The organism is Mannheimia cairinae (assembly GCF_028649535.1).
Classification (GTDB): domain Bacteria; phylum Pseudomonadota; class Gammaproteobacteria; order Enterobacterales; family Pasteurellaceae; genus Mannheimia; species Mannheimia cairinae.
The window spans coordinates 192,571-205,096 of record NZ_JAQSJE010000004.1 but is presented as its reverse complement, the minus strand read 5'-3'; the positions used below and the strand labels follow the sequence as shown (position 1 = coordinate 205,096).

Here is a 12,526-nt window from a genome sequence, read left to right as displayed (position 1 = left end):
CCTATTTTATGCCTAATAGCACGGCAATTTTTTGGCGAAGTTCATTCAATTCAGACTCCGCCACTTTGCCTTTAAATTCCGCTTTTCTAATACGCCAATCCAAACTTTTTACCTGATCAGAAAGAGCGACATTTTGAGGCTTTCCTTCAATCATCACTTCAAAAGGATAGCCTTTAATTTTAGTTGTGAGAGGGCAACAAATAAGTAACCCTGTTAAATTATTATAACTTGCAGGTGTTAATACCACCGCTGGTCTATTCCCAGCTTGAGGGGTAAAATTCAACCAAATAATATCGCCAACATCTGGAATATAATCGCTCATAATAACTCCTTGCCGGTAGGTTCGCCCGTATCAATCTCTTGATGTAAATTCTCTGGCGTAATATGAGAAAGTAATTGTTCTAAATTATATTCCTGCTTTATCGGCTCAATAATAATTTTGCCCTCTTCCACTTTCATCTCTACCAGATTTTCCGCTTGTAATTCAAGGGTTGCCAGTATAGAAGCTGGGATTCTGATCCCAACACTATTTCCCCATTTTTTAATCGCTAGTTGCATAGATTCTCTCCCATTATTTAATGTTATACATTGTATAATACTTTTATAACCCAAAGCAAACTTGCAAAATTCCAAGAAAAAATTGCCGCTTGTATCGCTTTATCTATCCATTTCCCCTCAAATTTCCGCTATAATTCTCAAGTTTTCCCCGAAATTCGGATACTTATTTTTATAAAAGGATAATTTTATGATGCGTTCTCATTATTGCGGTGCGTTAAACCGCTCTCACGTTGGTCAAGCCGTGACTTTAAGCGGTTGGGTTCATCGTGTTCGTAACCTTGGTCGTTTTATTTTTATGCAAATTCGTGATCGTGAAGGGATTGTGCAGGTTTTCTTTGATGAAAAAGATGAAGCTCTGTTCAAACAAGCCTCAGCCTTACGTTCAGAAGCTTGCGTACAAATTCAAGGCGAAGTGATTGCACGTGATGAGTCGCAAATCAATAAAGAAATGGCAACGGGCGAAATTGAAGTGTTAGTGAAAAACTTAGTGGTGTATAACAACGCTGAAGTAATGCCATTAGACTTTAACCAAAATAATACGGAAGAACAACGTCTTAAATACCGCTATTTAGATTTACGTCGCCCTGAAATGGCTGAAAAATTAAAAATGCGTGCCAAAATTACCAGCTTTGTTCGCCGTTATATGGACGACAACGGTTTCTTAGATATTGAAACCCCAATGCTAACTAAAGCAACACCTGAAGGTGCGAGAGACTATCTTGTACCAAGCCGTGTGCATAAAGGTAAATTCTATGCCTTGCCACAATCGCCACAGCTTTTCAAACAGCTTTTAATGATGTCTGGTTTTGATCGTTATTATCAAATCGTGAAATGTTTCCGTGATGAAGATTTACGTGCAGACCGCCAGCCTGAATTTACCCAAATCGATGTGGAAACCTCTTTCTTAACCGCTGAAGAAGTGCGTGCCTTAATGGAAGCGATGATTCACGGTTTATGGCAAGAAACCTTAGGGGTAGATTTAGGCAAATTCCCGATGATGACTTGGGCGGAAGCAATGCAACGCTTTGGTTCAGACAAACCTGATTTACGTAACCCGCTAGAAATGGTTGATGTAGCTGATATTGTTAAAGACGTGGATTTCAAAGTATTCAGCGGCCCGGCAAATGATCCGAAAGGACGTGTCGTGGCATTACGTGTGCCAAATGGTGCAGTATTAACACGTAAAAATATTGATGAATACACCCAATTTGTGGGTATTTACGGTGCAAAAGGCTTAGCGTGGGCAAAAATCAATGATGTAAATGCCGGCTTAGAAGGCATTCAAAGCCCTGTGTCAAAATTCTTAACTGAAGAAGTATTACAAGCCCTTGTTGAACGCTTAAACGCACAAAATAACGATATTATTTTCTTTGGTGCAGACAGTTGGAATGTCGCTACCAATGCTATAGGGGCATTACGCTTAAAAGTGGGTAACGATTTAGACTTAACAGATACCAAAGCGTGGAAACCATTATGGGTTGTGGATTTCCCAATGTTTGAGCGTGATGATGAAGGCAATCTTTCTGCAATGCACCACCCATTCACTTCGCCAAAAGATTTAAGCCCGGAAGAACTGGCTCAAGATCCTGAAAATGCAGTAGCCAATGCTTATGATATAGTCATTAACGGCTACGAAGTGGGCGGTGGCTCAGTACGTATCTTCAGCCAAAAAATGCAACAAACCGTGTTTAATATTTTAGGTATTAACGAAGAAGAGCAACAAGAGAAATTTGGTTTCTTATTAGATGCGTTAAAATTCGGCACGCCACCACACGCAGGTCTTGCATTCGGTTTAGACCGTTTAACAATGTTAATCACAGGCACAGACAACATTCGTGATGTGATTGCCTTCCCGAAAACCACTGCTGCAGCCTGCTTGATGACAGAAGCACCAAGCTATGCTAATCCAAAAGCGTTGGAAGAGTTGGCGATTGCAGTGAAAGCGGTCGAAAAAGCAGAATAATTTGCGAAATTGAATGCGGCGTAAGTGCCGCATTTTTTTATTAAAAAATAGCGGTCGTATTTTGTAAAAAGTTTGCAAAATACGACCGTTTTACATTCCCTCGCACGGCAAAGCCATACGAGGTTAAGCATAATTCAGCCCTTTTAGGGCTGAGAATTAGGGGAAAAATATCTATATTGCATACAAATATCGGGCATTTATGCCCGACTGACCTAATTCTCAAAAGATTTAGAATATTAAATTAACGATTATGGTCCTTTAAGTGCTTTGCCCATTGATATGCAGCAAAAGCAAAAGCAAGTAAAAGAAATAACCCTACTGTTAAACCATCCATTTTACATCTCCTCTGCTGTTTCTCTAAATGTTCTTGCACCACTTAAAAGCAAATAAATAATTGTAAATAATGTTACAGAATGTACACATTTCATTAGCCAAGAATAATCTCCATAAAGAATAACAGGAATTGCTAGAATTGCAACTTTCGCAATATCATCCATTAGCTTTGCCCAAGCCTCAAATGAAGATTTTTTAATTGGTTTTTTAAATAGATTTAGCATTATTTTTCCTCTTTCTTCCCATTGTGAAATAAGAGAAATAGATAAGCAAAAGCCAAAAGTTATTTTTTCGAGAAAGATCGAAAAAATAGCAAGCTAAAACAAACTCTGCTGCCCAAGCAGACTCTCCGGCACAGGTTTAATTTGAAAGCCTTTCTCCGCCAAAAAGCCTTTTAGGGTTTGAATATTATAAAACGCGTGGCTTTTGGTAGTGTTTTCAAAATAGAGGTAAAGTGCATCGAACTCTGCTTTTTGTTGGAAAAGTAGGTCGGCTAAACCTTTTAATTCTTCATCTGAATAGCGGTAATCGTGCCGTTCTGCCGCACTTTGCCCTTTCCACCAATTTGGGTTTCTGCCGTGTAAACGTAAATAAGCCGTACGTTGATTGGCAAAAAAATGAAACGCAGGTAAGCCGATATTTTGCGGGTAATCTACATTGCACCAAATCAAATTTTGGCTTTTACTGAAAGTATCAAATACCGCAGGAATGTGCCAGCTTGGGTGGCGAAACTCAATCGCTAGTGGGTAGCTATCAAACCATTTACAAAGTTCTGCAAGGTAACGGCGGTTTTGTAGTGTACGCTCAAATTGTGTTGGGAATTGCATAAATAAATTTGCCAATAAACCTTGTTCTGTCAGCGGTCTTAAGGCATTAAGAAAAGCGGTAGCTTGTTCTTGGGTTGCGGTACGTTGATGGCTGAAATCTTGGTGTAATTTCACCGAAAAATTTAGTCTACTTTCAGCTTTTTGTACCATTCCCTCAAAGGCTTTTAAGCCGATTGGTGCGTGAAAAGTGCTATTAATTTCGAGGGTATCGTAATGCTGGCTATATACAAACAGAAAATCTTCTTTTGCCGTGCCGTAAGGGTAAAGCGTGCCGAGTAAATCTGTATCAGCATAGCCACCGGTGCCAATGTAAATCTGAGGTAAAGTCATTGAATTCATTATATAAGCAGTTATGTTTTAACATTGGCTTTGCCTATGTATAAAGCCTTATGAGTAAATTTTAGAGATTTTTCGACCGCTTGCAAAGTGTTAATAAAGGAGTAATATCTCTGTTTATCAGTGCTTAACTAGGAATAACTATGTGGATTTGGTTTACCTTGCTTGCTGCAATCGCTCAGGCGGGGCGGAATGCTTTTCAAAAACAATTAAGTGTTAATGTGCCAACTTTAGGGGTAACGCTAGCACGCTTTTTCTATGCCGTCCCATTGGCTAGCGGTTATCTTGCCTTTTTATATTGGCACGATGATACATTCGTCATACCAACCTTCACTCCTCTCTTTTTTGTTTATGCGATTGGAGCCGGTTTAGCTCAAATTTGGGCGACCTCGTTAATGGTACAGTTATTCCATTTAAAAAATTATGCTATTGGTGTCGGACTTGCCAAAAGCGAGGCGGTGTGGGCAGCTTTACTTGGCGTGCTATTTTTTGGTGTTACCATCAGTGCTATCGGCTGGCTTGGGGTAATATTAGGTGGTGTAGCCATTTTCTTAATGACAGGCAGTGGCAACTTCCGCCAGCTTTCGTGGAAAACCCTTTTTCTCGGCATTGCAAGCGGTTTATGTTTTGCTCTAACTTCACTTTGGGTACGTGAAGCCAGTTTACAGCTCAATAGCCATTATCTAATTTCTGCTGCTTGGGTGTTATTTACTGTAATTAGTTTTGAAGCGGTTTTACTCGTACTTTATTTAGCGTTATTTCAACCAGAAACATTACGAAAATTTTTCCAATTTCCTAAACTCGGGATTTTAACGAGCTTATTCTCTTTTCTCGGCTCTTTCGGTTGGTTTAATGCAATGAGCCTAAATCACGTTGCTTTTGTTAAAACCCTTGGGCAAATAGAAATTTTCTTTATTTTAGGCATTTCTTATTTTATCTTTAAAGAGCGATTAAAAATCCAAGATTTTGCAGGGCTAATCTTAGTGGTTATTGCTGCCATTTTAGTTATCGCCCATTAAGTAGCCAATTATTCTTCTAAATTTAAGTGAAAATGAATTATAAAAATCCAAACTCCGTGCTTGTTGTTATTTATGCTAAAGATACCAATCGGGTACTAATGCTACAACGAAAAGACGATCCAACCTTTTGGCAATCGGTAACAGGTTCTATTGAAGCGGGGGAAAAACCGATTGATGCAGCTAAACGAGAAATAAAAGAAGAAACAGGTTTGCAAATTTCTAGCCAAAAACAACCGCTTGTTGATTGCAATCAACAGATAGAATTTGAAATTTTCCCGCATTTTCGGTATAAATACGCACCTAATACCACACATTGTATCGAGCATTGGTTCTTATTCCCGCTTGAAAGCGAACAAGAGCCTATTTTAAGCGAGCATTTAGCTTATCGCTGGGTTTCAGCGGAAGAAGCTATAAATATGACAAAATCCCCCAATAATGCCGATGCAATCAGACAATATTTACTCAATATCAAATAAATAAGGAACAAGAGAATGGCAGGCCATAGTAAGTGGGCAAATATTAAACACCGCAAAGCTGCACAAGATGCACAACGCGGTAAAATCTTTACAAAATTAATTCGTGAGTTAGTGACTGCAGCAAAATTAGGCGGTGGCGATGTAGGTGCAAACCCTCGTTTACGTTCAGCAGTAGATAAAGCACTTGCGAGTAATATGACTCGTGATACTATCAACCGTGCAATTGAGCGTGGTGTTGGTGGTGGCGATGACACCAATATGGAAACCAAAATCTACGAAGGCTACGGCCCGGGTGGTACAGCAGTAATGGTAGAGTGCTTAAGTGATAATGCAAACCGTACTATCTCGCAAGTTCGCCCAAGCTTTACTAAATGTGGCGGTAACTTAGGTACAGAAGGTTCTGTTGGCTACTTATTTAGCAAAAAAGGCTTAATTTTAATCGCACAAGCTGACGAAGACGCTTTAACCGAAGCGGCTATTGAAGCCGGTGCTGACGATATTCAGCCACAAGAAGACGGCTCATTTGAAATCTACACCGCTTGGGAAGATTTAGGCGATGTGCGTGATGGGCTTGAGCAAGCAGGCTTTAAATTAGAATCTGCAGAAGTAACAATGATTCCATCAACCACCGTTGATTTAGATGCAGAAACCGCACCAAAATTATTAAAATTAATTGATATGCTTGAAGATTGTGATGATGTGCAAAATGTTTATCACAATGGTGAAATTAGCGACGAAGTAGCAGCACTTCTTTAATAAACTTAAATAGGCATATAAAAAATATGCCTATTTTTTTGAACTTTTCTTAAACAATCAGTCTAACTAATTATAACTACAGACTATTTTATTTTTTTATCACTAAGGAGAAACTATGAAATTAGTTAAATTCACCCCAGCTTTAGCAGCAATGGTAGTTTTAGCTGCTTGTTCTAACAATCAAACAACTACCCATACCCCATCAACTCAAGAAGCAGTTAAAGAAGTTGCAACTCAAGCTACTCAGCAAGTAAATGATATTGCAAGTACAGCTCACGGTACTGCAGCAGTGAAAGTAGAGTCTGCAACAGATAGTTCAAAAGCAATCGTATATCGTTGCCAAAGTGGCAAAAGAGTGACTGCAAACTATGTATTCCAAGGCGAAGAAGCTAAAGCGGTAAATTTAGTTCTAACAAGCGGTGCAAAATCACAAGAAATTCCAACTTTAACACGTGATACTTCAAATGCAGATTTCACATTATTTAAATCAGATAAATATATGTGGAATGTCGATACAGGCTTTACGCTTTCAGACACAAACAAAACTGGAATGCTAACTCAAATGGGTACAAGCTCTGATGAGATTTTAGCGAAACTTTGTGATGTAGATAAAGCACTTACATCAAGATTGAATAAATAAATTATAGTTTTATAACTCAAAGCGGGGAGATATAATTATCTCCCCGCTTATTTTATATTAAAAACAGAAATGGCTATTATTTTAGGAATTGACCCAGGCTCAAGAGTAACTGGATATGGCGTAATTCGCCAACAAGGACGGCATTTGGAATATCTTGGTAGCGGTGCAATTCGCACAGCTGCTGACGATCTTCCAACTCGTCTAAAACGAATTTATGCGGGGGTAACTGAAATTATTACCCAATTTCAACCCGATATGTTCGCTATAGAACAAGTTTTTATGGCAAAAAATCCTGATTCTGCATTGAAATTAGGGCAAGCTCGAGGTACAGCGATTGTCGCTGCAGTAAATCATAACTTACCTGTTTTTGAATATGCTGCTCGCTTAGTAAAACAAACGGTAACTGGCATTGGCTCTGCCGATAAAGTTCAAGTACAAGATATGGTTATGCGAATGCTACAACTTTCAGCCAAACCCCAAGCCGATGCTGCAGATGCGTTAGCGATTGCAATTACACACGCTCACTCTATTCAACATTCACTCATTGTAGCCAAACAAAGCCAACAAAAAGTAGGAAGTGAGAAAGAGCAAATTCTTGCATTGATGAAAACACGTTATAGTAGAGGACGCTTTAGATTAAAAGGTTAATCACAAATAACTTTATCTCTTACTTCTCATTTCTACCATAAAAAACCGCTTGATAACAATGTTCACCAAGCGGTTATTTTTTAGCTAAATTTTACTCACCTTCAAATGGCACAGAAAAACGTTCAATTCTCGCACCTATTGCTCGTAATTTTTCTTCGATACGTTCATAACCACGGTCGATATGGTAGATTCTATCCACAATCGTTTCGCCGTTTGCGATACAACCTGCTAGCACTAAACTGATTGAAGCACGCAAATCTGTCGCCATAACTTCTGCTGATTTTAAACGCTCAACACCAGAACAGATGGCGGTATTGCCCTCAATCTCGCATTTAGCCCCCATACGATTAAGTTCAGGAATGTGCATAAAACGATTTTCAAAAATTGTTTCTGTAATTCTACTTGTACCATCTGCTACTGCATTTAACAGTGTAAACTGAGCTTGCATATCTGTTGGAAAACCCGGGTGTGGCATTGTACGGATATTTACAGCCGTTGGGCGACGACCTAATGAATCAAGGGTAATAGTATCTTCCGTTACATCTACCTGCATACCAGCTTCACGCAGTTTTTCAATTACTGCATCAAGCGTATCTGCTTTAGTACCTCTGCAAGTAATATGCCCGCCTGAAATCGCTGCAGCAACTAAGAATGTACCTGTTTCAATACGATCTGGCACAACACTATGTTCACAACCACCTAAATGCTCGACACCTTCAATCGTGATCATATCTGTACCTGCACCTGAGATTTTGGCTCCCATTGCATTTAAGAAATCAGCCGTATCCACAATTTCTGGCTCACGAGCGGCATTTTCAATGACTGTTGTACCTTTGGCTAGAGTACCTGCCATCATCACCGATAAAGTTGCACCAACACTTACTTTATCCATATAGATTCGTGTACCATTTAGACGCCCTTTTGATGTTGCTTTTACATAGCCTTCATCTAATTCAATTTGAGCACCCATTTTTTCTAAGCCAGAAATATGCATATCAACAGGTCTTGCACCAATAGTACAACCGCCTGGTAATGAAACTTGACCAATTTGGAAACGGGCAACTAATGGTGCTAATGCCCAAATTGATGCTCGCATTGTTTTTACTAATTCATAAGGTGCAACATAATTATTAATATTACTTGCATCAATATGAACCACACCTTTTTCAGTGCCTTTTTCAACTTCCACACCTAACTTACGTAAGATTTTGAAAGTGGTATCTACATCTTTTAAATCGGGTACATTTTTTAACGTAACAGGTTTTTCCGCTAAAATTGCAGCAAATAAAATAGGAAGTGCAGCATTTTTTGCACCCGAAATATCAACGGTTCCGCTTAACGTAAACGGTCCGTGCACACGAAATTTTTCCATTTGAGGAGCCTTAAATTAACAATAACGATTTATAACAAATACAAGCGGTCAAAAAAATTATCTTTTTTGCAAATATTTTATTTAAATTAACCAGCCATATTTAATAAGCGTTCAGTTTTCCATTTCTCAACACTAAATACTTTAATAGTTAAAGCGTGAATAGCATTTGTTGTGAAATGCTCCGCTAATGGGGCATAAACAGCTTGTTGTTGTTTTACTTTTGAAAGTGCCGCAATGCTATCACTTACAACAATAACCCCAAAATGGGCATTTTCCCCTTGAGCGTGAACTTCTGTTGCATCTGGTAATGCTTGCTTTAAAATTTCTTCAATTTGTGATGGGTTCATTCTTCAATCCTAATATAATTTGGTCATCAACACTAAACGATAAATTGCTCAAGCCACGCTTCTAAATCATATAATTCAGCCAATGTTTTTACAGAATCTGGCATATTTATAATATGCGTTGGTACGATTTGATGGTAATGATTAACTAATTCAGCAAGCAGCGTAAAACCAGCAGAATCTATTAACTCAAGCTCTTTTAAATCCCAATATAGATTTTGGTTCTGATTTGGTGATAAAAAAGAAGCACGTTGCTTCCATAACGGAAGCAACGTGTCACGAGTTAATTCGCCTGATAATTTTACAAATAAACTTTCATTGTTTTGCTGAATGTCCCATTGTAATGTTTTTTTAGGCATAACTAAACTACTTATTTTAATGTAATAGGTTGTTTTGCAGATTGATCAACTTGAGCAGTTAAAGCATCAATACCTTTTTGACGAATTACACCCGCCCACTCATTTTGTTTGGTTGCAACCATACTTACACCTTCTGCAGCCATATCATATGCTTGCCACTCACCTGTTCTGCTGTTTTTACGCCATTTGAAATCTAATTTAATCGGCTGTGCTGCACCGCTTGATAGAACATTTACTCGAATGCTTACAATAGATTTACCATCTACAGATTTCGGGCTTTCAATTTGCACTTTTTGATCTTGGTATTGTGTTAATACTTGTGCATATGATTGTTCTACAAACTGAGCAAATGCAGTAAAGAATGCCTCTTTTTGAGCATCTGTTGCAGAAGATAAGTTTTTCCCTAACACTAATTGCCCTGCATATTTAACGTGCACGTGAGGCATTAAATCACTACGTACAATAGTGCGTAAATACTCAGGATTTGCTTTAATTTTACTTTGATTTGCTTTGATATTGCCAAATAATTTATCTGCTGTCTGTTGCATTAATACATAAGGGCTAGTTTCTGCAAACGCATTTGTTGAAAATAATGCAGAAACTGCTACAAAACCTGTTACGATAATTTTTTTAATGTTTTTTAACATCTATTTTAATCTCCAAACTCTCTAAATAGAGAATATTGTTGTTACATCTACTCGAATTACTCTGCTATTGCAGGTTCATTCGCTTTTTCATCTCCAGCACTATCTGACTTTTTATCGCCATATAAGAACTGACCGATTAAATCTTCCAATACCATTGCTGAGTTAGTATCAACAAAAGTATCGCCTTCTTTCATTATTGCTGTTTCGTCTTCAATAAAAAAGCCGACATTTAATGCAATGTATTGTTCACCTAGTAAGCCTGATGTTTTAATAGAAAGTGAGCTAGTATCTGGAATTTGGTTAAAACCTTCATTTACGGCTAACGTCACTTTTGGAGTGTAAGTATTTTTATCAAGTGAAATATCTGACACTCGACCGACAACAACTCCACCTACTTTAATTGGTGCACGAACCTTTAGTCCACCGATATTATCAAAAGTTGCATAAAGGGTATAAGTTTTCTCAGAGGAGAAACCTTGCACATTTGCAACACGTAAGCCTAAAAAGACTAAAGCTGCTAAGCCAAGTAGTACAAACAAGCCTACCCAGAATTCATATTTAATTGATTGACGCATTGTCTATTCCTTTTTACTAAAATCAACCGCCGAACATAATCGCAGTTAAAATAAAATCTAAACCTAAAATAACAAGTGAAGCATTTACCACTGTTTTTGTTGTGGCTTGGCTAATACCTTCTGATGTTGGTAAGCAGTCGTAGCCGTTAAATAATGCTATCCATACAACAGCAAAAGCAAAAATAATACTTTTTATAAAGCCATTAATTAAGTCTGCAGCATCGACAGAATTTTGCATAACAGACCAAAAACTACCGCCATCAACACCTTTCCAATCCACTCCAACAAAAGAACCGCCCCAAATACCGATAGCCGTAAAAATTGCCGCCAAAATAGGCATTGAGATTACCCCTGCCCAAAAGCGAGGTGCAATAATTCGTCTTAGTGGATCAACTGCCATCATTTCAAGGCTAGAGAGTTGCTCAGTTGCTTTCATTAAACCAATTTCTGCTGTTAAAGCAGAACCTGCTCGTCCTGCAAACAATAATGCAGTAACTACTGGCCCTAATTCCCGTAAAAGTGAAAGCGAAACTAATGTCCCCAAGCTACTTTCTGCTGCAAAATCGACCAGTACCACATAACCTTGCAAGCCTAATACCATTCCGATAAATAAGCCTGAAAGCATAATAATTAACAGAGATTGCACACCAAGTACGTGAAGTTGCTTAATAAGCAGCGGCGTATGTTTACGAAATTCAGGTTTTCCGATTAATGCTCCCCATAACATAAAGGCTGAACGCCCAAATGTACGAATAAAATTAATCACAAAAGCCCCGATAGAGCTAATAAAATTAACCATTAAATAGCTCCTCCGTATAGTCTTTTGCAGGATAATGGAAACGCACAGGCCCATCTGCTTTTCCTGCTAAAAATTGTACTACTTGCTCATCTTCACTCGCTAATAACATTTCTGGTGTGCCTTCGGCAATTACCCGTTTATCTGCCACAATGTAGGCATAATCGGCAATACTTAATACTTCTTGCACATCGTGAGACACTACAATAGAAGTTAAATTTAACGCTTGATTAAGTTCTTTAATCAATTCAACAATAACCCCCATACTGATAGGATCTTGCCCAGTAAAAGGCTCATCATACATAATCAATTCAGGATCTAAAGCAATCGCTCGGGCAAGTGCCGCACGACGTGCCATACCGCCCGAAAGCTCTGAAGGCATTAAGTTTGCAGCACCTCGAAGCCCAACTGCTTCCAGTTTTAATAATACTAATTTTCGAATTAGCTCTTCGGGTAATCTGGTATGCTCACGAATAGGAAACGCAACATTATCAAAGGTTGAAATATCAGTGAATAAAGCCCCCGATTGGAATAACATTCCCATACGTTGGCGAATTTCATAAAGCTCTTTATTATTTGCTTTACAGACATCTTTTCCGTCAAATAATATTTCACCGGTCTCAGGTAAAATTTGCCCACCAATTAAGCGTAGCAAAGTTGTTTTACCGATTCCTGACGGCCCCATAATTGCAGTAACCTTACCCTTCTGCACTTGCAGATTCAGATTGTCGTAAATCACTCTCTCGCCTCGTTTAAAGGTCAGATTCTTTACTTCAATCAAATTTTCTGTGTTATACATCAAAATATGGACTCAAATTAATAAAAGTAATATTTATGGTCTATTAAATTTTACCGAATGTCAAAAAACTTTTACAAA

The 12,526-nt window shown here is 38.3% G+C and carries 17 protein-coding genes; 6 read left to right on the top strand and 11 right to left on the bottom strand.

Annotation, left to right across the window (positions count from 1 at the left end; all coding sequences use genetic code 11):
- Position 1 precedes the first annotated feature (1 nt).
- Together mazF and PTQ27_RS05665 are read right to left on the bottom strand one after the other, a co-directional pair.
- A complete protein-coding gene (mazF, locus tag PTQ27_RS05670; RefSeq protein ID WP_273747810.1) occupies positions 2–322 on the bottom strand; it encodes an endoribonuclease MazF in 321 nt (106 codons plus the stop codon).
- Positions 319–558 (bottom strand): AbrB/MazE/SpoVT family DNA-binding domain-containing protein, encoded by a 240-nt coding sequence (locus PTQ27_RS05665; RefSeq protein ID WP_273747809.1) that lies wholly within the window; start codon positions 556–558, stop codon positions 319–321. Before PTQ27_RS05665 ends, mazF begins: the two co-directional genes overlap by 4 nt.
- Positions 559–745: 187 nt before the next feature.
- On the opposite strand from PTQ27_RS05665, the gene aspS reads away from it, so the two are divergent.
- A complete protein-coding gene (gene aspS, locus PTQ27_RS05660) occupies positions 746–2,521 on the top strand; it encodes an aspartate--tRNA ligase (RefSeq protein WP_273747808.1) in 1,776 nt (591 codons plus the stop codon).
- A gap of 335 nt (positions 2,522–2,856) precedes the next feature.
- Here aspS and PTQ27_RS05655 read toward each other — a convergent pair whose 3' ends face one another.
- Both PTQ27_RS05655 and PTQ27_RS05650 read right to left on the bottom strand, forming a co-directional pair.
- Positions 2,857–3,078: a hypothetical protein gene (locus tag PTQ27_RS05655; protein WP_273747807.1), complete on the bottom strand. Its 222-nt coding sequence runs from the start codon at positions 3,076–3,078 to the stop codon at positions 2,857–2,859.
- Between the two features lie 93 nt (positions 3,079–3,171).
- Positions 3,172–4,011, bottom strand: coding sequence for a DUF72 domain-containing protein (locus tag PTQ27_RS05650; RefSeq protein ID WP_273747806.1), 840 nt, complete (start codon positions 4,009–4,011; stop codon positions 3,172–3,174).
- 149 nt (positions 4,012–4,160) lie between these two features.
- Here PTQ27_RS05650 and PTQ27_RS05645 point away from each other — a divergent pair, with 149 nt between their 5' ends.
- The 5 genes from PTQ27_RS05645 (at position 4,161) to ruvC (ending at position 7,556) form a co-directional block, all read left to right on the top strand.
- Complete coding sequence (locus PTQ27_RS05645; RefSeq protein WP_273747805.1) at positions 4,161–5,036, top strand: EamA family transporter; 876 nt, start codon at positions 4,161–4,163, stop codon at positions 5,034–5,036.
- Between the two features lie 32 nt (positions 5,037–5,068).
- A complete protein-coding gene (gene nudB / locus PTQ27_RS05640; protein WP_273747804.1) occupies positions 5,069–5,512 on the top strand; it encodes a dihydroneopterin triphosphate diphosphatase in 444 nt (147 codons plus the stop codon).
- A gap of 15 nt (positions 5,513–5,527) precedes the next feature.
- Positions 5,528–6,268: a YebC/PmpR family DNA-binding transcriptional regulator gene (locus tag PTQ27_RS05635; RefSeq protein WP_273747803.1), complete on the top strand. Its 741-nt coding sequence runs from the start codon at positions 5,528–5,530 to the stop codon at positions 6,266–6,268.
- Positions 6,269–6,383: 115 nt separating this feature from the next.
- Entirely contained in the window at positions 6,384–6,908 is a 525-nt protein-coding gene (locus PTQ27_RS05630) for an ACP-like domain-containing protein (protein WP_273747802.1), read from the top strand.
- Between the two features lie 69 nt (positions 6,909–6,977).
- Positions 6,978–7,556, top strand: a complete 579-nt coding sequence (ruvC, locus tag PTQ27_RS05625) for a crossover junction endodeoxyribonuclease RuvC (RefSeq protein ID WP_273747801.1) — start codon at positions 6,978–6,980, stop codon at positions 7,554–7,556.
- Between the two features lie 91 nt (positions 7,557–7,647).
- On the opposite strand, the gene murA is transcribed toward ruvC, so the two are convergent.
- From murA to mlaF, 7 genes are all read right to left on the bottom strand, one after another.
- Positions 7,648–8,928: a UDP-N-acetylglucosamine 1-carboxyvinyltransferase gene (murA, locus tag PTQ27_RS05620; RefSeq protein ID WP_273747800.1), complete on the bottom strand. Its 1,281-nt coding sequence runs from the start codon at positions 8,926–8,928 to the stop codon at positions 7,648–7,650.
- An 86-nt stretch (positions 8,929–9,014) separates the two neighbouring features.
- Positions 9,015–9,275: a BolA family protein gene (locus tag PTQ27_RS05615; protein WP_273747799.1), complete on the bottom strand. Its 261-nt coding sequence runs from the start codon at positions 9,273–9,275 to the stop codon at positions 9,015–9,017.
- A gap of 32 nt (positions 9,276–9,307) precedes the next feature.
- Positions 9,308–9,631: an STAS domain-containing protein gene (locus PTQ27_RS05610; protein WP_273747798.1), complete on the bottom strand. Its 324-nt coding sequence runs from the start codon at positions 9,629–9,631 to the stop codon at positions 9,308–9,310.
- An 11-nt stretch (positions 9,632–9,642) separates the two neighbouring features.
- Positions 9,643–10,278, bottom strand: coding sequence for a phospholipid-binding protein MlaC (gene mlaC, locus PTQ27_RS05605; RefSeq protein WP_273747797.1), 636 nt, complete (start codon positions 10,276–10,278; stop codon positions 9,643–9,645).
- A gap of 56 nt (positions 10,279–10,334) precedes the next feature.
- Complete coding sequence (gene mlaD, locus PTQ27_RS05600; protein WP_273747796.1) at positions 10,335–10,853, bottom strand: outer membrane lipid asymmetry maintenance protein MlaD; 519 nt, start codon at positions 10,851–10,853, stop codon at positions 10,335–10,337.
- 22 nt (positions 10,854–10,875) lie between these two features.
- Positions 10,876–11,652 (bottom strand): lipid asymmetry maintenance ABC transporter permease subunit MlaE, encoded by a 777-nt coding sequence (gene mlaE, locus PTQ27_RS05595; RefSeq protein WP_273747795.1) that lies wholly within the window; start codon positions 11,650–11,652, stop codon positions 10,876–10,878.
- Positions 11,645–12,448 carry a phospholipid ABC transporter ATP-binding protein MlaF gene (mlaF, locus tag PTQ27_RS05590; protein ID WP_273747794.1) on the bottom strand — a complete coding sequence of 268 codons (804 nt, stop codon included), beginning with the start codon at positions 12,446–12,448 and terminating at the stop codon, positions 11,645–11,647. Before mlaF ends, mlaE begins: the two co-directional genes overlap by 8 nt.
- Positions 12,449–12,526: the final 78 nt, after the last annotated feature.

What these genes read in the sequence shown, in the direction of transcription:
- mazF (WP_273747810.1), bottom strand. Translation starts at nt 322, where the DNA reads ATGAGCGATTATATTCCAGATGTTGGCGATATTATTTGGTTGAATTTT.
- PTQ27_RS05665 (WP_273747809.1), bottom strand. Translation starts at nt 558, where the DNA reads ATGCAACTAGCGATTAAAAAATGGGGAAATAGTGTTGGGATCAGAATC.
- aspS (WP_273747808.1), top strand. Translation starts at nt 746, where the DNA reads ATGATGCGTTCTCATTATTGCGGTGCGTTAAACCGCTCTCACGTTGGT.
- PTQ27_RS05655 (WP_273747807.1), bottom strand. Translation starts at nt 3,078, where the DNA reads ATGCTAAATCTATTTAAAAAACCAATTAAAAAATCTTCATTTGAGGCT.
- PTQ27_RS05650 (WP_273747806.1), bottom strand. Translation starts at nt 4,011, where the DNA reads ATGACTTTACCTCAGATTTACATTGGCACCGGTGGCTATGCTGATACA.
- PTQ27_RS05645 (WP_273747805.1), top strand. Translation starts at nt 4,161, where the DNA reads ATGTGGATTTGGTTTACCTTGCTTGCTGCAATCGCTCAGGCGGGGCGG.
- nudB (WP_273747804.1), top strand. Translation starts at nt 5,069, where the DNA reads ATGAATTATAAAAATCCAAACTCCGTGCTTGTTGTTATTTATGCTAAA.
- PTQ27_RS05635 (WP_273747803.1), top strand. Translation starts at nt 5,528, where the DNA reads ATGGCAGGCCATAGTAAGTGGGCAAATATTAAACACCGCAAAGCTGCA.
- PTQ27_RS05630 (WP_273747802.1), top strand. Translation starts at nt 6,384, where the DNA reads ATGAAATTAGTTAAATTCACCCCAGCTTTAGCAGCAATGGTAGTTTTA.
- ruvC (WP_273747801.1), top strand. Translation starts at nt 6,978, where the DNA reads ATGGCTATTATTTTAGGAATTGACCCAGGCTCAAGAGTAACTGGATAT.
- murA (WP_273747800.1), bottom strand. Translation starts at nt 8,928, where the DNA reads ATGGAAAAATTTCGTGTGCACGGACCGTTTACGTTAAGCGGAACCGTT.
- PTQ27_RS05615 (WP_273747799.1), bottom strand. Translation starts at nt 9,275, where the DNA reads ATGAACCCATCACAAATTGAAGAAATTTTAAAGCAAGCATTACCAGAT.
- PTQ27_RS05610 (WP_273747798.1), bottom strand. Translation starts at nt 9,631, where the DNA reads ATGCCTAAAAAAACATTACAATGGGACATTCAGCAAAACAATGAAAGT.
- mlaC (WP_273747797.1), bottom strand. Translation starts at nt 10,278, where the DNA reads ATGTTAAAAAACATTAAAAAAATTATCGTAACAGGTTTTGTAGCAGTT.
- mlaD (WP_273747796.1), bottom strand. Translation starts at nt 10,853, where the DNA reads ATGCGTCAATCAATTAAATATGAATTCTGGGTAGGCTTGTTTGTACTA.
- mlaE (WP_273747795.1), bottom strand. Translation starts at nt 11,652, where the DNA reads ATGGTTAATTTTATTAGCTCTATCGGGGCTTTTGTGATTAATTTTATT.
- mlaF (WP_273747794.1), bottom strand. Translation starts at nt 12,448, where the DNA reads ATGTATAACACAGAAAATTTGATTGAAGTAAAGAATCTGACCTTTAAA.